21 protein-coding genes are annotated in these 22,150 nt (G+C 62.6%); 9 read left to right on the forward strand and 12 right to left on the reverse strand.

Translation table 11 applies throughout. From position 1 onward, the window contains the following. Positions 1 to 4: 4 nt before the first annotated feature. Positions 5 to 1,129 carry a GDP-mannose 4,6-dehydratase gene (gene gmd / locus ACR0IR_RS16590; RefSeq protein WP_170365953.1) on the reverse strand — a complete coding sequence of 375 codons (1,125 nt, stop codon included), beginning with the start codon at positions 1,127 to 1,129 and terminating at the stop codon, positions 5 to 7. 161 nt (positions 1,130 to 1,290) lie between these two features. Between gmd and ACR0IR_RS16595 the strand changes: the two genes are divergently transcribed. Then, entirely contained in the window at positions 1,291 to 2,595 is a 1,305-nt protein-coding gene (locus ACR0IR_RS16595; RefSeq protein WP_170365956.1) for a UDP-glucose dehydrogenase family protein, read from the forward strand. 37 nt (positions 2,596 to 2,632) lie between these two features. Here the strand turns inward: ACR0IR_RS16595 and ACR0IR_RS16600 are convergent, their stop codons facing one another. Continuing rightward, positions 2,633 to 3,511 (reverse strand): phytanoyl-CoA dioxygenase family protein, encoded by an 879-nt coding sequence (locus ACR0IR_RS16600; RefSeq protein WP_170365958.1) that lies wholly within the window; start codon positions 3,509 to 3,511, stop codon positions 2,633 to 2,635. A 106-nt stretch (positions 3,512 to 3,617) separates the two neighbouring features. Between ACR0IR_RS16600 and ACR0IR_RS16605 the strand changes: the two genes are divergently transcribed. Continuing rightward, complete coding sequence (locus tag ACR0IR_RS16605) at positions 3,618 to 4,508, forward strand: LysR family transcriptional regulator (protein WP_170365960.1); 891 nt, start codon at positions 3,618 to 3,620, stop codon at positions 4,506 to 4,508. Here ACR0IR_RS16605 and ACR0IR_RS16610 read toward each other — a convergent pair. The 4 genes from ACR0IR_RS16610 to ACR0IR_RS16625 all read right to left on the reverse strand — a co-directional run bounded on the left by ACR0IR_RS16610 (position 4,481) and on the right by ACR0IR_RS16625 (position 7,670). Further along, positions 4,481 to 5,560, reverse strand: coding sequence for a helix-turn-helix domain-containing protein (locus ACR0IR_RS16610; RefSeq protein WP_170365961.1), 1,080 nt, complete (start codon positions 5,558 to 5,560; stop codon positions 4,481 to 4,483). The genes ACR0IR_RS16605 and ACR0IR_RS16610 overlap by 28 nt on opposite strands. A gap of 56 nt (positions 5,561 to 5,616) precedes the next feature. Beyond that, positions 5,617 to 6,348, reverse strand: a complete 732-nt coding sequence (locus ACR0IR_RS16615) for a hypothetical protein (protein ID WP_170365963.1) — start codon at positions 6,346 to 6,348, stop codon at positions 5,617 to 5,619. Next, positions 6,345 to 6,887, reverse strand: a complete 543-nt coding sequence (locus ACR0IR_RS16620; protein WP_170365965.1) for an RNA polymerase sigma factor — start codon at positions 6,885 to 6,887, stop codon at positions 6,345 to 6,347. Before ACR0IR_RS16620 ends, ACR0IR_RS16615 begins: the two co-directional genes overlap by 4 nt. 93 nt (positions 6,888 to 6,980) lie before the next feature. Next, on the reverse strand, positions 6,981 to 7,670 hold the full coding sequence (locus ACR0IR_RS16625) for a GntR family transcriptional regulator (RefSeq protein WP_170365967.1): 690 nt from the start codon (positions 7,668 to 7,670) through the stop codon (positions 6,981 to 6,983). Positions 7,671 to 7,802: 132 nt separating this feature from the next. On the opposite strand from ACR0IR_RS16625, the gene ACR0IR_RS16630 reads away from it, so the two are divergent. Next, positions 7,803 to 8,819, forward strand: a complete 1,017-nt coding sequence (locus tag ACR0IR_RS16630; protein WP_170365969.1) for an Ldh family oxidoreductase — start codon at positions 7,803 to 7,805, stop codon at positions 8,817 to 8,819. On the opposite strand, the gene ACR0IR_RS16635 is transcribed toward ACR0IR_RS16630, so the two are convergent. The 6 genes from ACR0IR_RS16635 to ACR0IR_RS16660 all read right to left on the reverse strand — a co-directional run bounded on the left by ACR0IR_RS16635 (position 8,816) and on the right by ACR0IR_RS16660 (position 14,989). Continuing rightward, the gene (locus ACR0IR_RS16635) at positions 8,816 to 9,841 is read right to left on the reverse strand and encodes a trans-3-hydroxy-L-proline dehydratase (RefSeq protein ID WP_170365971.1); all 1,026 of its coding nucleotides are present in this window, start codon (positions 9,839 to 9,841) and stop codon (positions 8,816 to 8,818) included. The genes ACR0IR_RS16630 and ACR0IR_RS16635 overlap by 4 nt on opposite strands. Positions 9,842 to 9,848: 7 nt before the next feature. After that, entirely contained in the window at positions 9,849 to 11,087 is a 1,239-nt protein-coding gene (locus ACR0IR_RS16640) for an NAD(P)/FAD-dependent oxidoreductase (protein WP_170365974.1), read from the reverse strand. Further along, the gene (locus tag ACR0IR_RS16645; protein WP_170365975.1) at positions 11,084 to 12,019 is read right to left on the reverse strand and encodes a 4-hydroxyproline epimerase; all 936 of its coding nucleotides are present in this window, start codon (positions 12,017 to 12,019) and stop codon (positions 11,084 to 11,086) included. The genes ACR0IR_RS16640 and ACR0IR_RS16645 overlap by 4 nt, the downstream gene beginning before the upstream one ends. Next, entirely contained in the window at positions 12,010 to 12,969 is a 960-nt protein-coding gene (locus tag ACR0IR_RS16650) for a dihydrodipicolinate synthase family protein (protein ID WP_170365977.1), read from the reverse strand. Before ACR0IR_RS16650 ends, ACR0IR_RS16645 begins: the two co-directional genes overlap by 10 nt. A gap of 170 nt (positions 12,970 to 13,139) precedes the next feature. After that, positions 13,140 to 14,198 (reverse strand): ABC transporter ATP-binding protein, encoded by a 1,059-nt coding sequence (locus ACR0IR_RS16655; protein ID WP_170341853.1) that lies wholly within the window; start codon positions 14,196 to 14,198, stop codon positions 13,140 to 13,142. Further along, entirely contained in the window at positions 14,195 to 14,989 is a 795-nt protein-coding gene (locus ACR0IR_RS16660) for an IclR family transcriptional regulator (protein ID WP_170365979.1), read from the reverse strand. The genes ACR0IR_RS16655 and ACR0IR_RS16660 overlap by 4 nt, the downstream gene beginning before the upstream one ends. A 142-nt stretch (positions 14,990 to 15,131) precedes the next feature. Between ACR0IR_RS16660 and ACR0IR_RS16665 the strand changes: the two genes are divergently transcribed. The 6 genes from ACR0IR_RS16665 (at position 15,132) to ACR0IR_RS16690 (ending at position 22,148) form a co-directional block, all read left to right on the forward strand. Beyond that, the gene (locus ACR0IR_RS16665) at positions 15,132 to 16,391 is read left to right on the forward strand and encodes an ABC transporter substrate-binding protein (protein ID WP_170365981.1); all 1,260 of its coding nucleotides are present in this window, start codon (positions 15,132 to 15,134) and stop codon (positions 16,389 to 16,391) included. Positions 16,392 to 16,482: 91 nt separating this feature from the next. After that, positions 16,483 to 17,406: a carbohydrate ABC transporter permease gene (locus tag ACR0IR_RS16670; protein WP_093963149.1), complete on the forward strand. Its 924-nt coding sequence runs from the start codon at positions 16,483 to 16,485 to the stop codon at positions 17,404 to 17,406. Between the two features lies 1 nt (position 17,407). Next, entirely contained in the window at positions 17,408 to 18,256 is an 849-nt protein-coding gene (locus ACR0IR_RS16675; protein WP_093963150.1) for a carbohydrate ABC transporter permease, read from the forward strand. A gap of 22 nt (positions 18,257 to 18,278) precedes the next feature. Further along, positions 18,279 to 19,619, forward strand: coding sequence for an alpha-glucosidase/alpha-galactosidase (gene melA / locus ACR0IR_RS16680; RefSeq protein WP_170365983.1), 1,341 nt, complete (start codon positions 18,279 to 18,281; stop codon positions 19,617 to 19,619). 55 nt (positions 19,620 to 19,674) lie between these two features. After that, positions 19,675 to 21,381: an IlvD/Edd family dehydratase gene (locus ACR0IR_RS16685; protein ID WP_170365984.1), complete on the forward strand. Its 1,707-nt coding sequence runs from the start codon at positions 19,675 to 19,677 to the stop codon at positions 21,379 to 21,381. After that, positions 21,381 to 22,148: an SDR family NAD(P)-dependent oxidoreductase gene (locus ACR0IR_RS16690; protein WP_170365985.1), complete on the forward strand. Its 768-nt coding sequence runs from the start codon at positions 21,381 to 21,383 to the stop codon at positions 22,146 to 22,148. Before ACR0IR_RS16685 ends, ACR0IR_RS16690 begins: the two co-directional genes overlap by 1 nt. The last annotated feature ends 2 nt before the right edge of the window (positions 22,149 to 22,150 follow it).

A 22,150-nucleotide genomic window follows, 5' to 3' on the forward strand; every position in this document is an offset into this window, starting at 1 on the left:
CTCCTCAGCCGTTTTCCAGGCTGACCGGCAATTCGAACCCGTGCTCTTTCAACAAGGCGTGACGCTTGGCGGTTTTGAGGTCTTCCAGAACCATCTCTGCGCACATTTCCTGCACGGTCAGCTCCGGCTCCCAACCCAATTTGGCCTTGGCGTTCGACGGGTCACCCAGCAGAGTGTCCACCTCGGCGGGTCGGAAATACTGCGGGTCGATCCGCATGATCACGTCACCGGGTTTCAGCGCTGGGGCGTTGTCGCCGTCGATCGCCGTCACGGTTGCAACCTCGTCCACACCGCTGCCCGAAAACTCCAAGGTGAGCCCAAGCTCGGCCGCCGACCATTCGATGAATTGGCGCACGGAATACTGCTTGCCGGTGGCAATAACAAAATCCTCGGGCTTGTCCTGCTGCAACATCATCCACTGCATCCGCACGTAGTCCTTGGCGTGGCCCCAATCGCGCAGACTGTCGATATTCCCCATGTAAAGGCACTTCTCCAAGCCCTGGGCGATGTTGGCCAGACCACGCGTGATCTTGCGGGTGACAAAGGTTTCGCCGCGGCGCGGGCTTTCGTGATTGAACAGGATTCCGTTGCAGGCATACATCCCGTACGCCTCGCGGTAATTGACCGTGATCCAATACGAATACAGCTTGGCCACCGCGTAGGGCGAGCGGGGATAGAACGGAGTCGTTTCGCGCTGCGGAGTTTCCTGGACCAGCCCGTAGAGTTCCGACGTGGACGCCTGATAGAACCGGGTCTTGTTTTCAAGTCCCAGGAACCGGATCGCCTCAAGCAGGCGCAGGGTGCCGATGGCATCGACATCCGCGGTATATTCCGGCGACTCGAAGCTGACGGCCACGTGAGATTGGGCACCCAGATTGTAGACTTCGTCGGGCTGAACCTCCTGAATGATGCGGGTCAGGTTCGAGGTATCGCTCAGATCGCCGTAATGCAGCCGCAGCTTCGGATCAGGCTCGTGGGGGTCCTGATAGATGTGGTCGATCCGCTGGGTGTTGAACGAGGATGCCCGACGCTTGATCCCGTGAACCTCATAGCCCTTTGCCAACAGAAATTCGGCCAGGTAAGACCCGTCCTGTCCGGTAATTCCGGTGATCAGCGCTTTTTTGGTCATCAGTTTGTTCCACCAGTTTCATGGACGCCCATTTGTCGCCCCAAAAACAGCAAGATGTCATGGAATGCAACCCGAGGCCACTGTCAGGCATTGAAACCGGCGGAAGTTTCTCCGAATGTGTGGCCGCCCGAGGTGGCATTGGTAACAAGGGAATTTGAATAATGCGTATTGCGATGATCGGCACCGGATATGTGGGTCTGGTGTCGGGTGTATGCTTCTCGGATTTCGGCCATGACGTCATTTGCGTCGACAAGGCCGAAGCTAAGATCCAGATGCTGCAGGACGGACAGGTTCCGATCTACGAACCGGGACTGGATGTTTTGATGGCCAAGAACGTGGCCGCCGGCCGGCTGAGCTTTACCACTGATCTGACGAATGCGGTGAAAGGCGCGGATGCCGTCTTTATCGCTGTCGGGACACCAACCCGCCGCGGCGACGGCCATGCGGATCTAACCTATGTGATGGCAGCGGCCGAGGAAATCGCCCATGCCATGGATGGCTACACCGTGGTGGTGACCAAATCCACGGTTCCGGTCGGGACCAACCGCAAGGTTCAGGAAGTTGTCGCGGCGGCAAACCCCAAAGCAGACTTTGATGTCGCCTCGAACCCGGAATTCCTGCGCGAAGGCGCTGCGATCGACGATTTCATGCGTCCGGACCGCGTCGTTGTAGGGGTCGAGAACGACCGCGCCGCCGAGGTGATGGCCGAAATCTACCGCCCACTTTACCTGCGCGATTTTCCGATCCTGACGACGGATCTGGAAAGCGCCGAAATGATCAAATACGCGGCAAACGCCTTTCTCGCCACCAAGATCACGTTCATCAACGAAATCGCTGGCCTGTGCGAGCGGGTCGGTGGCGACGTCAAGGAAGTGGCGCGCGGCATCGGCTTGGATGGGCGTATTGGAAACAAGTTCCTGCATGCCGGCCCCGGTTACGGCGGATCATGCTTTCCCAAGGACACCGCGGCGCTTGCGCGGATCGGACAGGAACATGCCTTCCCCATGCAGATCACCGAAACCGTCATGCGCGTGAATGACGAGGTCAAAAAACGCATGATCGAAAAGATCCGCGAAGCCTGTGACGACAGTTTCAACGGCAAGACCGTGGCGGTTCTGGGGGTGACGTTCAAACCCAACACCGACGACATGCGCGACGCTCCATCACTGACCATCGTGCCCGCCCTGATCGGTGGCGGCGCCAAAGTTCGGGTGGTCGACCCTCAGGGCCGATCCGAGGGTGAGGCTCTGCTGCCGGGTGTTGAGTGGGTCGAAGACCCGTATGCCGCAGCCAAGGACGCCGACGCAGTGGTGTTGTTGACCGAATGGAACGAGTTCCGCGCGCTGAACCTGACGCAGATGGCGGCTGAGATGAAATCTCCACGCATGGTCGACCTGCGAAACATCTATTCACGCGACAAGGTCAAGAAATCTGGTTTCGAAACCTATGTCGGGGTTGGGCGCTAGGCGTCCAATCCCCTGGCCTTTGGGTTTCGAACCCGGCTCAATCATAGAGCGGAACGGTGGCCTTGGCCCCAGCTGCCAGCGCCTTGCCCAGATCGCGGCGCACCTGTTCGTACAGGGCAAGCGACTCGTCGGAAAACAGGGTGGCGGGCGGATCGACATGGATGAAGTTTCCCTGCCGGTCCTCTCCGCGCGCGACCATCGCGTAGTCGCGGTCCGCCACCAACTGCTTCGCATTCGGGCTGATATAGCGGATGGCCATCCCGATACGCCGATCGTCCGACCGGTTCGGACCCGAGCCATGAATGGTCAGCCCGTGGTGCAGTGACATCTGCCCGGGCGCCAGTTCGATATGGGTTTTGTCTTCCTCGGCCACTTCGACCGCAATCTCCTGCCCGCGCGACAGCAGGTTGGTCTCGGAATAGGTATCATTGTGCGGAAGTATTGGGTTCTTGTGGCTGCCCCGGACAAAATCCATGCAGCCGCTTTCCACGGTTGCCGGCGACAGTGCCAGCCAGGTCGTAACCTGATCCGGGGTCTCGCCCATCCCCCAATAGGTCAGGTCCTGATGCATGCCAACTGTCTGGACGGTGCGCGGTTCTTTGATGAAAAACTCGGCCGACCAGATCATGATGTCCGGACCCAAGACGCCTTCGACGGCATCCAGTATACGCGGATCCATGGCCAGTCGCGCCGCCAGAGGCATGACGAGGTGTGAGTTCACGCGCTTGTAGGTATTCAGCGGCAGAGGCAGATCGGCGGCCATCCAGTCGCGTTCAATCTGCTCGAGTTCCGAGCGCACCTGCGCGGCCTCGTCAGCAGACAGAATATCCAGCGGAAACAGGAAGCCGTCTTCCCAGTATTGCGCTGCTTGCGATGGGGTCAGTTTGTGCCGGGCCAGGTCTTGGATGTCGGGCATGGGTGCACCTTTTCGGATCGGTTCACGCACAGCCTAGCCGAACCGGTCTTGCGACGAGAACGCAAAGCCTTGCCTGTCAGGACAAGTTCAGCTTAGCCTGATTGCCATGTCGACCCGCATCCCCTCTCTCAACTGGCTGCGCGTTTTCGAGGCCGCGGCCCGCACCGAAAGCTTTGCCCGTGCTGCCGCCCAGCTAAACATGTCGGCCGCCGCCGTCAGCCAACAGGTCAAGGCGCTGGAAACTCGTCTGGGCACGCCGCTGTTTCATCGCCATGCCCATGCCGTCACTTTGACCGAGGCCGGGCGGGCGTACCTGCCGGTCGTGCAGCAATCGCTGGTGATGCTGGAATCAGCCACTACCGGCCTGTTCGGCCAGACCCGGGACCAACGGCTGTATGTCCAATCCGTGTTGTTGTTCGCGCAAGGGGTGCTTGCGGCGGGCCTGACCCAGTTCCAAAAATCCCATCCTCAGATCAACCTGTCCCTGACGACCGGGAACCGGATCGCCGACTTCGCCAATCGTTTTACCGACCTGCAGATCGTGTTCGGCAACCCGACGCTGTTCGGGGCTGAAGGTGACATGCTGTTGACCGAGACCCTTTTTCCCGTGGCGCCACCGCACATTGCCGACCAGATCAGCACTCCGCTGGATCTGGCCCGGTTTCCGCTGATCGAGGTTTCGACCCACAGGGCCAGTTGGCCGCACGTGTTCGAAGCCCTGCGACTGCCGAGCGGGCAAGCCCAGTATTTCTTCGCGGACAACTCGGTGATGGCGGCCGAGCTATCCGCGCAAGGGGTCGGGATCGCCCTGGCCCGCGCGCCCGCGTCTGGCCGGATCATGCGGATGTCGGGCCTGGTGCCATGTCTGCCCGAGGTGGCCGTGCCGGGCCGGGATGCCTACCACCTGATCTACCCATCACGGGCCACATTGCGGCCACCCGCGCACGCGTTTCGCGAATGGTTGCTGGACTACAGCGCGGCAGCCCAGACCCGATAACGGCCCTGCCCGGTCACTTCGCGGATCAACCCACGTTCGGTGAACTTGTCGAGATTGCGCTGCACGGCTGCACGCGAGGCCTGCGTCAACTCCTCGGCCAATGGCGCAGATACCATGGGCCATGCGGTCAGCACATCGATCAAGACCGGCGGCGTCCGCCCGCTGAGATCCGTGGTGGCCTCGCGTGCCCGGGCCTCCCACGCGCTGACACGATCCAGATGCAGCAGCGCGGCCAAAGCTGCCTGCCCTGCCCCCCGAACCCATGCGTTGAGTTTTTCCTCTGGCGTGCCGATGCCGCGCAGCGCCCCGGGGCCCGACAGTGCCAGCGGCATGAACAGTGCCCCGCCCCGACCCATCGTGGCCGCATGCCGCGCAGCGATCACCGCTGCTTCGGTATCCTGTCCATTTCCTTGCGAAAGCGCGCGCCACGCGTGAAAGGCAATGGCCGACTGCGTGACAGGGTGCAGGGCTTGTGCGCTGTCCATCACTTCGGCCAAGTCCGCGATCGCTTCCGGAACTTCGTCTATCCCCTGAGCCATCCGGTCCAGAAAGGCGGCCAGTCCCGATTGCCAGCCGCCGTCCGACGGCCCTGCGCCAGAAGTCAGTCGCCGAACCGCCCAACCCGCCCGAAACAATGCTTGCACATCGTCCCCGGTGGCTCCGATACGCAATCCGGTCCACAGGGCAAGCCGATCAACGCTGATCCGGTCACCGGTCCACCACCCCAGGTCGGATACGTCCATCAGGGCCAGCCGGTGGGTCCACCCCTTTGGACCACTGCGCAACCGCTCGTCCAAGGACCCGAAGGTCAAGGTCAGATCCGCCAAGCCCTGCGCCACTTCTGCCTGAGCTGCGCGCCAGTCCCGCGGGTCGAACAAAGCGCCCCGATCGGCACGCGGACCCGGCGGCAACATGTCCTCGGGCGCCGCTGCATCTTCGGGCGGCAGAAACCAAAGGTCTTCGTCGTCCGGCGGATCGACGTCATAGATACTGCGCGGCCCGTCCAGGACATCGTCCTCGTCCGGGCCCGGGTTCGTGGCCTTGGTCGTCATGCCATGCATTGTTCGGCCAATCGCACCGGTTCACAAGAGGTTTCGCGCAAGGCGGCTCAGCCGGCGAATGTCTGGGCCAGGTAATCCAGCTGCACGGTCAAATCGTTGTCCGGCCGGTTCCCCAACAGCATGTATCCGTATCCGTCGCGCGCCCACCGGGCCGTTGCAAGCCCGCTCAGGACTTCCTGCTTCAACGCTGCATTCGGCGCGCCATCGCCCTGGCGGATCACGCACAGCGCAAAGGGATTGCCATCAGCGTCGGCAAAAACGATCTGAACCAATGGTTTGCCCTTGAAGGACAAAACCTGCGCGGCCTTCAGTTCCAGCCCCGGCAAACCTTCAAGCGAATCCCGGTTCAACGGGCGGCCCAGTTTCTCTTCGGCCAATGAGATCTGGGCGTCGACGACAGCCGGCGGGTATTCCAGCGTTGCAATCGAATCCGCCGTGTAAAGCGACTGGTATAAGGCCGCCTGTTCTGCCCATCCCATCGGCTGTGGGCGGGTCAGCCAAAAGGTCAGAGATACGGCCAACACGGCCGCGGCAGCCGCGACGCCCAACAGGCGCCAGGGCCCAGCCGAAGTCGGAATTCTGGGCGGCAGTTCAACTTGTGGCGCCGCGTCGGGAATGTCACGGAACACCTCGCGAACCACCGGCGCGACCGGATCCAGATCCATCAGGCGCTGCTCCAGTTCCGGATCGTTCTCAACAGCGTTCTCGATGGCATCGCTCTCCTCAGGCCCCAATGAGCCTTGCAGATAGGCCTTTAGCGTATCGTCGGAAAAGGTCATGAGTCCCTCCGTCGGTCGGACGCACCGGCATCCTGCGGCATCGCAGCTTGCAGTTTCTTGCGGGCATTGGAAAGCCGGCTCATGATCGTACCAATCGGAACCTCCAGCAACGCGGCGGCCTCGCGATAGCTGTAGCCCTCGACAAAGACCAGCATGACCGTTTCGCGTTGCGCCTCGGGTAGTTGCATCACCTGTGTAAACACTTCCCGCGCAAAAATATTCATTTCGGCGTCGGTACCCGGCGCGATCAATTCGGCGTCCGGCGTTGTTGCCAACCCCTGGGACTTGCGCACGGTCCGCGCGCGCAGCTCGTTCAACCAGATCGATCGGCAGATCGTCATCAGCCACGAATCCAACCGATCAGTATGCGTAACCTGATGGCATCGCTCCAACGCGCGCAGGCAAGTGGCCTGGGTCAAGTCGTCGGCAACATCCTGCGCCCCGGACAGAGCCAGCGCAAACCGCCAGACGCGTCTGGAATACGCCCCAATCGCCTGACGCACGGCCTGTTCCGAACTGTTTAGGTCATCACTGGGCACCTGGTCGATCCATGTTTAGGCACGCATCCCGCGACGCCAGAACTGGCACAGACAGAGAAGAATTGAAAACGCTTTCTTTCCGGTCGCTTGGCGTCAGCGTCCGATCGCTTCCTCGGACGCTCGCTTGGCAGCCACCAGTGCCAACAATTGGTCCTTGGTTCGTCCGACATGCGCGGACAGAAGCGCACAAGCCTGCTCGACCTGTCCATCCCGGGCAAGGCGCAGCAATTCGCGATGCTCTTTGCGGGCCGGTTCGCGTTGTTGCATCACACTGAGATGCATTCGGATGTACCGGTCCGACTGCAGGCTCACACGGTGCAGCAGCTCGTTGGTCAGGCTTCGGTTCGCGGCCGCATAGAGGGCCGAATGGTACTGGTAGTTCAGCGCGCCCCACCGGCTGACGTCGTTGGCGTCGTACGACGCCTCCATCTGCTCCAGCAGTTGTTCGCAGCGCGCAAAGTCAGATTGGGTCATCTGCGGAATTGCCCGACGGAACAGGTCGGTCTCCAACAGCGACCGCAGGTCGAAGATCTCGCCGATCTCGGACAGGGAATGGCGCGTGACCCGCGCACCGCGATTGTTCGTCAGCTGAACCAGTCCTTCGGCATCAAGCTGTTTCAGCGCCTCGCGCACCGGCATGCGCGACACGTCATAGTCTTCGGCCAATGCCTCCTGACGGATGGTCTCGCCTTCCGCCAGATCACCGCTGAGAATGCGTTCACGCAAGTCGGACGCGATTGCATCGGGAAGGCTTTGACGGGTGATTGCGCGTTTTGCTGCCAAGGGTCTGTCCGCATTTGCATTTTGGATACAAATATCCGCCCCGAGGCGCTTTTCCAACCGCCTATCGGGTTGAACAGGGCTAGGGTTCCCCGCTACCCCTTTGGCAACCGAGATCAAACCCAGGGACGGAACATGAGCGAAACGGTACGGCTGACGCCTGAAGAAATGACCGATCTGAGCCTGAAGGTTCTGTCCCATGTGGGTTATGGCCCCGACCACGCGCAGGCGATCGCGGAACTATTGACCACCTGCCAGATGGACGATTGCCAGTCGCACGGGCTGTTTCGCCTGTTCATGTGCGCCCAGACCATGCAGGCCGGCAAGATCGACGGCCATGCGCAGCCCCGGGTCGCCCCCTCGGACAATGCCATCGTTCGCGTCGACGCGCAGGGCGGCATGTCGTTGCTGGCCTTCGAAACTGGCCTGCCGCATCTGATCGACAAGACCCGCACCCACGGGATCTCGGCCATGGCGATCAACCGCTGTTTTCATTTCTCGGCCCTGTGGCCCGAGGTCGAGGCCCTGTCGGCCCAGGGGCTTGCGGCCATGGCGATGGTGCCCAGCCATTCCTGGGTGGCCCCGGCCGGAGGCACGCGCGGCAGCCTGGGCACCAACCCACTGGCCTTCAGCTGGCCCCGCATGGGCAAAGACCCGTTCACCTTCGATTTCGCGACCAGCGCCTTCGCCCGCGGCGAGATCGAGCTGTACAAGCGCGCGGGCAAACCCCTGCCCGAAGGCGTGGCGATCGACAAAGACGGCAACCCCACGACCGACCCGCAAGCGGCGCTGGACGGCGCGATGCTGACCTTCGGCGGCTACAAAGGCTCGGCCCTGTCGATCATGATCGAACTTCTGGCCGGCCCGCTGATCGACGACCTGACGAGCCTGGAGAGCATGGAGTTCGCCCAAGGCACGGGCGGCGCGCCTTATCACGGCGACATCATCATCGCCTTCGACCCCGACCAGTTCAGCGGCGGGCGGCGACAGGCCAACGACGCGCGGGCCGAGCGCCTGTTTGCCGATATCCTCGATCAGGGCGCGCGCCTGCCGTCACAGCGCCGCTTTGCCGCCCGCGCGCGCAACACCGCCCGGGGATATGCCGAGGTTTCCGCGCAACTGCACCGCGACCTGCTGGCCCTACTGGACTAGGCACCCCAGGTGTCGCGCAGGCGGTAACCTTGTGGCCAGGGGTCGTCGGGGTCCAGCATGTGCTGATGGATGCCGGTGATCCATCCCCGGCCCGAGATCTCGGGCAGGATGGCAGGATGGTCTCCCACCTGGGTCGCGCCCAGTATTCGGCCGGTGAAGCGCGAGCCGATGATCGACACCGCCTCAAAGCTCTGGCCCGGCTGCAACTGCCCCCGCGCGGCCATCAGCGCCATGCGGGCCGAAACGGCGGTACCGGTGGGCGAGCGGTCGACCTTGCCGGGCTGGATCGCCACCGCGGTTCGGCCGGTCAGGCCGGTTTCTGTTTCGGCCAGCGGTCCGCAGAACGCGCAGAACGAGATGTGGTTCCAATCCGGGTTTTCGGGATGCGCAAAGCCCAGCTGCGCATTGGCAGCGTCGGTGATCGCCACCCCCAGACGGGCGATGTCGGCGGCCTCGTCCTCGGTGATGCGCAGCCCCAGCGCCGCGGCGTCGACCACGACGAAACTGTCCCCGCCATAGGCGGTGTCCACCGTCAGGGTCCCCAGCCCTGCGACTTCGAGCGGCGCGGCGAGGCGGTCGGCAAAGCTGGGCAGGTTCTGGACGTAGATCCGTACTGCCTTGCCGTTGCGGCATTCGGCCCGCACCCGCACCAGCCCGCCCGGCGCCTCGAGCGTCAGGTGGGTTTCCGGTTCGGTCATCGGCAGGATGCCCCCGTCCAGCAGCACTGTCGCCACGCATATCGCGTTCGAGCCGGACATGGGCGGCGTGTCCTCGGGCTCCATTATGATGAAGGCGGCGTCGGCATCAGGATGTTTGGGCGGCACCAGCAGGTTGACATGGCGGAACACCCCGCCGCGCGGCTCGTTCAGCACGAAGTTGCGCAGGGTCTGGTCGCGGGCGATGAAGCTGCGTTGCGCCCAGATCGTGTCGCCGGGCGGCGGGGCGACACCGCCGACGATCACATCCCCCACTTCACCCTCGGCATGGGCCGAGATCACGTGGATGGTCTTGCTGCTGCGCATCCCCCGCTCAGAACCGGGTGGCGGCGAAGGGATCGACCGGGATGGACGGATCGGTGCCGTCGATCAGCGCGCCCACCAGTTCGGCGGTGCCGGCCGACTGGGTCAGGCCCAGATGGCCGTGCCCGAAAGCATAAACGAGGTTCGGCGATTTCGAAGACCGCCCGATCACCGGAATGCTGTCGGGCAGCGAGGGGCGGAACCCCATCCACTGCGTCCCGCCTTCGGTCTTCAACCCCGGCAGGAACTGGCGCGCCTTGTTCAGCAAGGTATCGGCGCGTTTGAAATTGGGCGGCAGGTCAAGCCCGCCCAGTTCGACCGCGCCGCCGATGCGCACACCGCCGTTGATCTTGCTGGCCACGAAGGCATGACGCGAGAACGCCAGGTGCAGCCGCAGGTCGAACGCGCCCGGCGGCAGGGTCGTATTGTAGCCCCGCTCGGTTTCGAGCGGGATCAGATCGCCCACCGTTCGGGTGAGGTTGTGCGACCACGCGCCTGCGGCCACGACCACCTTGCTGGCATCCGCCGCACCCTGGTCGAAGCGCACCCAGACGCCCGTGTCCGACAGCTCCAGTGCGCGTACGGGGCGCGTTTCGATCACCCCGCCACGGTCGCGAAACACCTGTGCCAGATGCTCGACCCAGCGTTTGGGATCGACGGTATTCCACCAGTGCGGCGTGAACCCGGCATGGGTAAAACGCGGGCTGAGTCCGGGCTGGATCTCGGCGATCGCTTCGGGGCTTTCCAGCAGATCGAAGGCGATACCATGCTGGCGACGCAGCTCCCACGTGGGCAAGGCGGCGCGGAACTCGGCCGCGCTTTCGTACAATTGCAACTGCCCGTCGCGCTGCATCATCGCCTCGCCACCCGTGTCGGCGATCTGCCGTTCGGTCGCGGCCTGGCACAGGCGCATCAGGTTGGCCTGCGCGGCGACCAGCGCCTGGTATCGGCTGGGGCGGCTGGCCCGCCAGAACCGCCACATCCACGGCGCGATCTGCAGGGCATAAGCGGGCGGGATCGACAGCGGCCCCAACGGATCGAGCAGCCATTTCGGGGCCTTCCTCATGACCCCCGGCGTGGCCAGAGGTTCGACCTCGGGGAAGGCGAACGCCCCGGCATTTCCCGCCGAACTGCCCGCGGCCACGCCTTCGCGGTCCAACACCTGAACCGTGTAACCCCGACGCTGCAATTCCAACGCCGCGCTGATACCGACGACGCCGGCACCTATGACGATGACATCTTTCTTCATGTGATCTCTATACCCGAACGGAACGGATCGGCGGGATCAAAAATCAAGCGGCTTTCGGCCATCACGAAAGCCTGACCGGTGATCGATGGGATCACCCCGCCGTTCGGACCCGGCTGATAGGACAGTCGATAGGGGCTGCCGATGACGCTGGCCTGTACGATTTCTTCACCCGGCGCCAAGCGCCCGTCGGCCGCCAGACAGGCCAACCGCGCCGAACTGCCCGTGCCGCAGGGCGAGCGGTCATAGGCGTCGTCGGGGCACAGAACGAAGTTTCGGCTGTGGACGTCGGGGGCCGGCGCGGCCTCCTGAAAGATCACATGATCGATCGGCTCTCCGGCTTCGCCGCCCACGCCCTGCGCGACCGAGGCCTGCCGAATGGCGACGCCCAGATCGGTCAGTTGCCGGATGTTCGCGGGCTCGACCGGCACCGGGCTGGGATCGACAATGAAAAACCAGTTGCCGCCATAGGCCACATCACCTGTCACCGGCCCGAAATCCGGAACCTCGATCGTAACGGCCTGATGCACCCGCCGGCTTTCGATGTTGGTTACTGTCGCTGTGTTGGGATCGTGCAGCTCCACCGTGACGACCCCTGCGGGCGTTTCGATCCGGTGGATGCCAACACCGATCCGCCCCAGATGGGCCAGCGTCACGGTCAACCCGATCGTGCCATGCCCGCACATGCCAAGCACTGCATCCACGTCGAAATAGATCACCCCGGTCACGCAGGACGGATCGACCGGAGGCACCAGCAGCGCCCCCACCATCGCTGGCTGACCGCGCGGCTCCAACATGATCGAGCGCCAGAACGGGCGATGCTGGGTCGCCAAAAGCCCTGCGCGTTCGGCCAGAGGACCGCTGCCCAGATCGGGCGCGCCGTCCAGAATCACGCGTGTGGGCTCTCCGCCGGTATGGCTGTCGATCACATGCACGCGGCAATTACCCCGCCTTGCCTTGACCAGTCTGCAAACCAGGCGCGGAACAAGCTGTACTGCTGTTCGCAATAGTGGCGCTGCGCATCGGTCAGCGCGTCAGTTTCGTTGAAGTGCAAACGGTATTCATCCTCGCCGTTCAGCACCAGAAGGTGCTTGTAGTACAGAACCAGATCAGGGCCTTCATCGAAACTGGACAGCACGTGGATGGCCTCTGTCAACTCCTGTGCGCGCTGGCGGGCTTCGGCATTGCCTGCTGCCGCTTTTTTCGACAAGGCGGTGAGCAGCAGAACCTCTTTGGGCAGTACGTTGCCGATGCCGGTGATTGCGCCGGTTGCGCCGGAATTGACGATGCCATGGTAGACCGCCGTATCGACCCCCACCATCAGCGTCACCTGGTCATCACGGCTGGTGATGTTCTCAGCCGCATAGCGCAGATCGTCCTTACCACCGAATTCCTTGAAGCCCACCAGGTTGGGATGCTCGGCCCGCAGGGCGAAGAACAGGTCAGCGCGGGTGGCGAACCCGTAATGCGGACTGTTGTAGATGACCGCCGGGATATCCGGAGCCGCCGACAGGATGGCCTTGAAATGGTTGCGCTGCGCCCTGACCAAACTGCCGCGCGACAGGACCCGCGGGATAACCATCAGCCCAGCTGCACCCACCTTTTGCGCATGCGCTGCATGCGCCACGGCGGATTGCGTGTTGACCGCCCCGGTGCCCACCACCACGGGCAGGCCCGCGCCGATCAACCGCTCGACCCCTTCCATCCGCTGTTCGTCGGTCAGCAGCGGCCAGTCGCCCATCGACCCGCAGTAGACGACTGCGGACATGCCCGCCTCGATCATCTGCTGACCCTTTCGCACCAAGGCGTCAAAGTCGGGCTGACGGTCGGGCGTACAAGGGGTCATGAGCGCGGGCATGGTGCCGGTAAAGACGTCGGGTGACATGTGGCCGATCCTTTCCAAGTTGCCCGCGTCCATCGCCGGGCGGTCAGATTTACTGTCTCAGCCCCGCAGTATCGGTTTTTGTATCCAAAATCCATCCGATTCGTCTGACAAAAGAAAAACGCGCCAGGCAGATGGCCCGGCGCGTTGACACTTTCCAACTGAACAGCGGTTCAGCGCAACCGCATCCCGCTTTCCGGGTCGAACAGCATGGCCCGTTCAGGCCGGACCGAGATTCCGATCCGTTCTCCCGTTTTGCTGCGCTGGTCGTCCCGCTCTTCGACGATCAGCTTGTCGCCGTTGGGCGTCAGCAAATAACTGTAGGAGACGCCGCCAAGCGCCTCGGTCAGATCGACAGTACAGGTGTCGCCGGATCGATCCACGGCAATATGTTCCGGACGGATCCCCAGGATCACCTTCCTGGCATCGGTCGGCACGCCATTGGTGACGGGGATCGAGTCCGTCAGAGCGGGGTGACGCACCGTTCCATCAACGACATCGCATTCCAGAAAGTTCATTGCGGGCGAGCCGATGAACCCCGCCACGAACCGGTTGTCGGGGTCGCGATACAGATCCATCGGAGCGCCGACCTGCTCGATCCGACCATCGCGCAGCACTACGATCTTGTCGGCCATGGTCATCGCCTCGACCTGGTCGTGGGTGACGTAGATCATCGTCGCGCCGATCTCCTGGTGCAGTCGGGCGATTTCGACCCGCATTTCTACGCGCAACTCGGCATCGAGGTTCGACAGCGGCTCGTCAAACAAGAAAACCTCGGGGCCGCGGACGATGGCCCGGCCGATGGCGACCCGCTGACGCTGCCCCCCCGACAAAGCCTTGGGCTTGCGCTTTAGATACGGGTCCAGTTTCAGGATTTCCGACGCTTCGGCCACCTTCTTGTCGATCTCGGCCTTGGGCACACCGTTCATGCGCAGACCAAAGCCCATGTTCTCGGCCACGGACATGTGCGGATACAAGGCATAGGTCTGGAACACCATCGCGACACCGCGCTTGGCCGGGTCCATGTGGGTCACATCGCGCTGACCGATACGGATTTCGCCCTCGGTGGTTTCCTCCAGCCCGGCGATCATCCGCAACAGGGTGGATTTGCCACAGCCCGACGGCCCGACGAAAACGCAGAACTCGCCGTCCTCGATTTCCAGATCAATGCCGTGAATGACCTGGGTCTGGCCATAACGCTTGATTGCGCCCTTCAGGGTAACGCCTGTCATGATGCTTGCATCCTGTCCTTGCGGCCCTCGGGGAACCGCCATGCTTCGGCTTCAGCCCCGATCTGGTCGGCCGATCGCCGAACCCGAGGGACCCATTTCTTCAACTGGTCGAAATCCATGCGCTGGGTCGATCCGGTAATCGAGATCGCCCCCAGCACCCGCCCGCCCGATGTCAGGATCGGACAGGCCACGCAGATGATGCCGGGCTCGTGCTCTTCATCATCCATGGCGAACCCCCGTTCGCGGATCCGGGCCAAATCCGCCCGCAGCACCGCCTCCGAGGTCAGCGTCTTGTCGGTAAAGCGGTGAAAGCTTTGCTGCGAGATCGCCTTGTCCAACCGGTCGTCATCCAGAAAGGCGAGCATCGCCTTGCCCACACCGGTGCAATAGGCCGGACCAACCTTTCCGGCCTCGGAATACATCTCGACCGGGTTCTTGGCATTGCGCTTGTCCACATACAGAACCTGGCTGGCATCCAGCTGCGCAAGGTGCACCGTCTCGCCGGTTTCCAGGCTGAGCGCATCCAGGATCGGCCGCGCGATCGGCGCCAGCGAGCTTTGCGTCCAGGCCGAATGCGCCAGCCGCACCAGCCGCAGGCCGGGCGAATAGGTCTGCCGGTCTGGGTCGTAAGACAACATGCCCTGATTGGTCAGCGACTGCAGAAACCGGTACAGGGACGCCTTGGGAAAGCTGCTGCTTTCCAGCAATTCGGCGAACCGCACAGGCCGGCCGAACGCCGCGACCTGTTCCAGCACGTCACATGCCTTGCCGATGGTTCCGTCACCTGCCACGGGTCTGATTTCTCCTCCACTTCCCCTTGCGGACGGGCCGCGAGGGTATTGACAAGCCTAGCCGATTCGATGTGTAGTTTTCAATATATAAAACTTGGTTTCATTATTTGGAACCTCAAAATGGAAGCTAAGGGAGGAAACCATGCATTCCATGTTCAAGCGCACTGCGGCGGCACTGGCGGCCAGTGTGGCACTTGCAGCGCCCGTTTCGGCAGAACTGACCGGCGAGCTGCGAATCTTCCTCGACACATCGAATCCGGCGCCGCGCGCGACGATGGAAGCGATGATCGAGCGTTTCGCGGCACAGCACCCGGGTCTGGAGATCGAGACCACGGTCATCGACCGTGAGGCGTACAAGACCCAGATCCGCAACTTCCTGACGGCGGACACGCCCGACGTCGCGACCTGGTACGCGGCCAACCGCATGAAGCCTTATGTCGAGGCCGGACTGTTCGAAGATGTATCGGACCTGTGGGCCGAGCCGGAAATCGCCGAAAACCTGGCCTCGACCAAGGGCGCGATGACCATCGACGGCAAGCAGTGGGGCGTGCCCTACACCTACTATCAGTGGGGCGTCTACTACCGCAAAGACATCTTTGACGAGCTGGGCCTGTCCGAGCCGACCACCTGGGAAGAAGAGCTGGCCAACTGCCAGAAGATCGTCGACTCGGGTCGCGCCTGCTATACCATCGGCACCAAGTTCCTGTGGACGGCTGGCGGCTGGTTCGACTACCTGAACATGCGCACCAACGGCTTCGACTTCCACCAGAAACTGGCCAATGGCGAAGTCAGCTGGGAAGACGACCGGGTCAAGCAGACCTTCGCCAACTGGAAGCAGCTGATCGACATGGGCGCGTTCATCGACAACCACCAGACCTACAGCTGGCAAGAGGCCCTGCCCTTCATGGTTCAGGGTGATGCAGCGGCCTATCTGATGGGCAACTTCGCCGTGGCTCCGCTGCGCGAGGCCGGTCTGACCGACGACCAGTTGGACTTCTACCAGTTCGTCGCGATCAACCCCGATGTCGAGCTGGCAGAAGATGCGCCGACCGACACGTTCCACATCCCGGCGAACGCGTCGAACAAAGAAGCCGCGCGCGAGTTCCTGCGTTTTGTTGTTTCGGCTGACGAGCAGACCGAAATCAACAACGGCAAGAACCTCGGACAACTGCCCGTCAACGCCAAATCCTCGGTGGATGACGACAAGTTCCTGCAGGAAGGCTTCAAGATGCTGTCGACCAACAGCCCCGGCGGCGTCGCCCAATTCTGGGATCGCGACGCACCGGCGGAAATGGCCAAAGTGTCGATGGAAGGCTTCCAGGAATTCATGGTCAAGCCGGACAACCTGGACAGCATCCTGGCCAAGCTGGAACGCGCACGTCAGCGCATCTACGACAACTGATCGGATGGTGGCCGGGGCAACCCCGGCCACGCCGTAGCCAAACGCAGGACGGGCACGATCCCGTCCTGCCCATTCCAAACCGGGATTGACCATGACCGCTGTCGACGTCACCGAACACGAAAGCTGGTTCCACAGAAATCAGCAACGTATCGCACCTTGGCTGTTTCTGGCTCCGGGCGTGCTGTTCTTCATGGTCTACGTGATCATCCCCGTATTCCAGTCCTTCAACCTGTCGCTTTACGAATGGGACGGGCTGGGCGCGGCCGAATATGTCGGTATGCGCAACTATGAAGACCTGTATTGGGAATGGGTCGACCGTGACGCCTTCTATGTCTCGCTGAAGAACAACCTGATCTGGCTGATCATGTACCTGCTGGCAATCCCGGCAGGCCTGTTCATCGCACTGTTCCTCAACCAGACGGTCTGGGGAATCCGGTTGTACAAATCCCTGTTCTTCTTTCCCTTCGTCATCAGCCAGGTCGTTGTCGGGCTGGTCTTCACCTGGTTCTACGACCCCACTTTCGGACTGCTGAACGAGCTTTTGGGCTTGGTCGGGTTGGGTCCGCTGAACGTCCTTGGTGACGAACGGTTCGTAACCTACGGCATCATTTTCGCGGGCCTCTGGCCGCAGACCGCCTATTGCATGATCCTGTATCTGACCGGCCTGAACGCCGTGGACCCCGAACAGATCGAGGCCGGCCGGCTGGACGGCGCCAAGGGCGGGCGGATGCTGTGGCACATCATCCTGCCGCAACTGCGCCCGGCAACCTTCATCGCCTTCGTGGTGACCATCATCGGCGCGCTGCGCTCGTTCGACTTGATCTCGATCATGACGCAGGGCGGGCCGTTCGGGTCAAGCCGCGTGCTGGCCTATTACATGTTCGAAGTCGCCCTATCGGAATACGGGTTCCGCATGGGCTATGGCGCGGCCATCGCCGTGATCCTGTTCCTGATCATGCTGTGCTTCATCGCCTACTTCCTGTGGTCGATGTACCGCGAAGAAAAGGGGCACTGAGATGTTTCCCAAACCGATCGAAAAACAACCCCGCGCGGCGCAGATTTCCTATCAGGCGATGCTGCCGGTCGCCCTTCTGCTTTGGCTCGGCCCTCTGCTGGCGGTGGCCCTGTTTTCCATCAAGCCCGAGGCGGATTTCACCAACGCCAACTACTGGGGCCTGCCCTCCAGTTTTGAAGGCGCCAGGAACTATGGCCAGGTCTTCTTCAACTCTGACATGCCGCGCTACCTGCTGAACTCGTTCCTGATCACGGTTCCCACGGTGATCGGCGCGGTGGCGCTCAGCTGCATGACCGGGTTCGCGCTGGGGATCTACAAGTTCAAGTCGAACCTGTGGATTTTCTTCATGTTCGTGGCCGGCAACTTCGTACCCTTCCAGATCCTGATGGTGCCGGTGCGCGACCTGACGCTGGACTTGGGGCTCTACAATACGAAAACCGGGCTGGTACTGTTCCACATTGCGTTCCAGACGGGGTTCTGCACCCTGTTCATGCGCAACTTCATCCGCGCCCTGCCCTTTGAGTTGATCGAGGCCGCCCGGGTCGAGGGCATCAGCGAATGGCGCATCTTCTGGTACGTGGTCCTGCCGCTGATGAAACCCGCGATCGCCGCGCTCAGCGTACTGATCTTCACCTTCATCTGGAACGACTATTTCTGGGCCGTCGTGCTGACCCAGGGGGCCGAGAGCCAACCCGTCACCGCCGGCATCACCAGCTTCAACGCGCAGTTCCGCGCAGCGTATCACTTGATGAGTGCCGGCTCGATCGTCGCGGCCCTGCCGCCGGTGGCCATGTTCTTTCTGATGCAGAAACACTTCATCGCGGGTCTGACCCTCGGTGCCGTAAAATAACGCCTAGTCAAGGTTTACAGTCATGACCAAGATCACCTTCATCGGTGCAGGTTCCACGATTTTCATGCAAAATATCGTGGGCGATGCCCTGCTGACCCCGTCACTGGCCGACAGCCATTTTGCCCTGATGGACATTGACCCCGAGCGTCTGGCCGAAAGCGAAACCGTGGCCCGCGCCATGATCCGCTCGGTCGGGACCGGCGCGACCGTGTCCACCCATACCGACCGCCGCGCGGCGCTGGACGGGGCCGATTTCGTCATCACCGCCTTCCAGATCGGCGGCTACAGACCCTGCACCGTCACCGATTTCGAGATCCCCAAGCAATATGGCCTGCGCCAGACCATCGCCGACACGCTGGGCGTGGGCGGCATCATGCGCGGCCTGCGCACCGTGCCGGTCCTGTGGGATGTGGCACGCGACATGGCGCAACTGTGCCCGAATGCCACGCTGCTGCAATACGTCAACCCGATGGCCATCAACACCTGGGCGCTGGCCGAACGGTTCCCGGCACTGAAACATGTGGGTCTGTGCCACTCGGTCCAGAACACGGTCGAGGAACTGGCCCATGACCTGGACCTGCCCAAGGATGAAATCCGCTATCGCGTTGCGGGCGTGAACCATGTGGCGTTTTTCCTGCGGCTGGAACATCAGGGCCGCGACCTGTATCCGGCGCTGCGCCGGGGCTATCACGCGGGCCAGCTGCCCAAGGCGCCGCTGCTGATGCCGCGCTGCCCCAACAAGGTGCGGTACGAGGTGATGGATCACCTGGGCTATTTCTGCACCGAAAGCTCGGAACACCTGGCCGAGTATGTCCCGTGGTTCATCAAGGACGGGCGTCAGGACCTGATCGACCAGTTCCAGATCCCGCTGGACGAATACCCCACCCGCTGCGAAGAGCAGGTCGCGAATTGGAAGGAACAGGCCAAGACCCTGACCGACGGGCGCGACATCGAAGTGATCCGCAGCCACGAATTCGCCGCCGACCTGATGAACGCGATCGTCACCGACACGCCTTATGTCGCCTATGGCAACCTGCCCAATACCGGGCAGATTCCGCAGCTACCGCTGGGCGCCGCAGTCGAAACACCCTGCCTGGTCGACAGCAACGGTGTGCAGCCCTCGGTCGTGACAGACATCCCGCCGCAGCTGGTCGCCCTGATGCGCAGCCAGATCAACGTGCAGGAACTGACCGTGCGCGCCTTGGTCGAGGAAAACCCCGAATACATCTATCACGCCGCCATGATGGACCCGCACACCGCCGCCGAACTGGACCTGCGCCAGATCCGTAGCCTGGTCAGTGACCTGCTGACCGCCCATGCCGACTGGCTGCCGGATTGGTGCCGTCCGGCTCGCGCGGCCTGATCATCCGGCAAACACGCAAGAAACCCACGACCCAATACGAAAAAGAAACACAGACATGAAGAAACGCCGCTCACAGCACTGGTACGGCAAGCTCGACAAGGACGGGTTCATCCATCGGTCGTGGATGAAGAACCAGGGCTTTCCCGATCATGCGTTCGACGGACGCCCAATCATTGGCATCTGCAACACATGGTCGGAACTGACGCCGTGCAACTCGGGCCTGCGCGACCTCGCCGAAGGCGTCAAGCGTGGCGTATGGGAGGCCGGCGGCTTTCCCGTCGAATTCCCGGTGATGTCGCTGGGCGAAACCCAGATGAAGCCCACAGCCATGCTGTTCCGCAACCTGCTGGCCATGGATGTCGAGGAATCGATCCGCGCCTATGGCATCGACGGCGTGGTGCTGCTGGGCGGCTGCGACAAGACCACGCCCGGCCAGCTGATGGGCGCGGCCTCGGTCGATCTGCCCACCATCGTGGTCAGTTCCGGGCCGATGCTGAACGGCAAGTATCGCGGCAAGGATATCGGCTCGGGCACCGATGTCTGGAAGTTCTCGGAAGCCGTGCGCGCCGGCGAGATGACCTTGCAGGATTTCATGAACGCCGAATCCGGCATGAGCCGGTCCAAGGGCGTGTGCATGACCATGGGCACGGCCTCGACCATGGCGTCGCTGGTCGAGGCGATGGGCATGAGCCTGCCCACCAACGCCGCCCTGCCCGCCGTCGATGCCCGCCGGATGGCGCTGGCGCACATGACCGGCAGACGCATCGTCGAGATGGTGGACGAAGACCTCAAGCCGTCGGACATTCTGACCAAGGCGGCGTTTGAGAACGCCATCCTGGCCAATGCCGCGGTGGGTGGGTCCACCAACGCCGTGGTACACCTGCTGGCGCTGGCCGGCCGGGTGGGCGTGGACCTGACCCTGCAGGACTTCGAGATCGGCTCGGACATTCCGCTGCTGGTCAACTGCATGCCCTCGGGCAAATACCTGATGGAAGATTTCTGCTATGCCGGCGGGATGCCGGTGGTCCTGTCCGAGCTGAAATCGCATCTGCGCCCGGCCCGCACCGTTCTGAACAAGGACATCTCGGCCCACTATGAGGGCGCGGAATGCTTCAACCGTGACGTGATCCACGCCTTTGACGATCCGGTGAAACCGGCCGCCGGGCTGCGCGTTCTGCGCGGCAACCTGGCGCCGAACGGGGCCATCGTGAAACCCTCGGCCGCCACAGACAGCCTGCTGGAGACGGAAGGTGAGGCCTATGTCTTCGACAGCATCGAGGACCTGAAGGCCAATATCGACCGCGACGACCTGCCTGTGACGCCCGAGACCATCCTGGTGCTCAAAGGCTGCGGGCCAAAGGGCTATCCGGGCATGCCCGAGGTCGGCAACATGCCGATCCCCGCCAAACTGGTGAAACAGGGCGTACGTGACATGATCCGCATTTCCGACGCACGCATGTCGGGCACTGCCTTCGGCACAGTGATCCTGCATGTCAGCCCCGAGGCGCAGGCGGGCGGTCCTCTGGCGCTGGTGAAAACCGGCGATCGCATCCGCGTCTCGGCCAGCAAGGGCGAGTTGGAACTGCTGGTCGACGAGCAGGAACTGGCTGCCCGCCGTGCGGCCTGGCGGCCCGACGACCCGCATTACACCCGCGGCTATGCCAAGCTGTATATCGACCATGTCCTTCAGGCCGATCGCGGCGCTGACCTTGATTTCCTGGTGGGCAAGGACACCCGCCTTGTGACCAGAGAGAGCCATTGATGACCCAGCCAGCAACCTTCCATGACCTCGACGGCGCGTCCGTCTTCATCACCGGCGGCGGGTCCGGCGTGGGCGCGGCCCTGACCGACGGCTTCCTGGCCCAGGGCGCCAAGGTCGCCTTTATCGGCCGGTCCGACGCCAGCGCGTTCGTCGAAGAGATGCGCGCCAAACACGGCCGCGCGCCCTTGTTCCTGCAGGGCGACATGACCGACACCGCGCTGCTGCACGAAACCATGACCAAGGCCGCCGAGGCCCACGGTCCGCTGAACGTCCTGGTCAACAATGCCGCCAATGACAAGCGCCACAGTCTCGAGGAAACCACGACCGAGTTCTGGGATTGGATGATCGAGGTCAACCTCAAGGCCTATTACTTTGCCTGCCAGCAGGCCGCGCGCCAGATGGCCGAAACCGGCGGGTCGATCATCAACTTCAGCTCGATCAGCTACATGATGGGCAATGCGGGCTATCCGATCTATACGACTGCCAATGCCGGAATCACCGGCATGACACGCTCGCTCGCGCGCGAGCTGGGGCCGAAGAACATCCGCGTCAACGCGCTGGCGCCCGGCTGGGTGCTGACGCAGAAACAACTGGACATGTGGGCCACGCCCGAAGATCTGGCCGCGCATATGGATCGCCAATGCCTGAAGGAACATCTGAGCCCGGACGACATGATCGCACCGACGCTGTTCCTGGCATCGACGGCCAGCCGCGCCATGACCGGTCAATGCATGGTCGTCGATGGCGGCGTGGTCACAACGGGGTGAGG

It is taken from the genome of Ruegeria sp. CF2 (genome assembly GCF_056537385.1).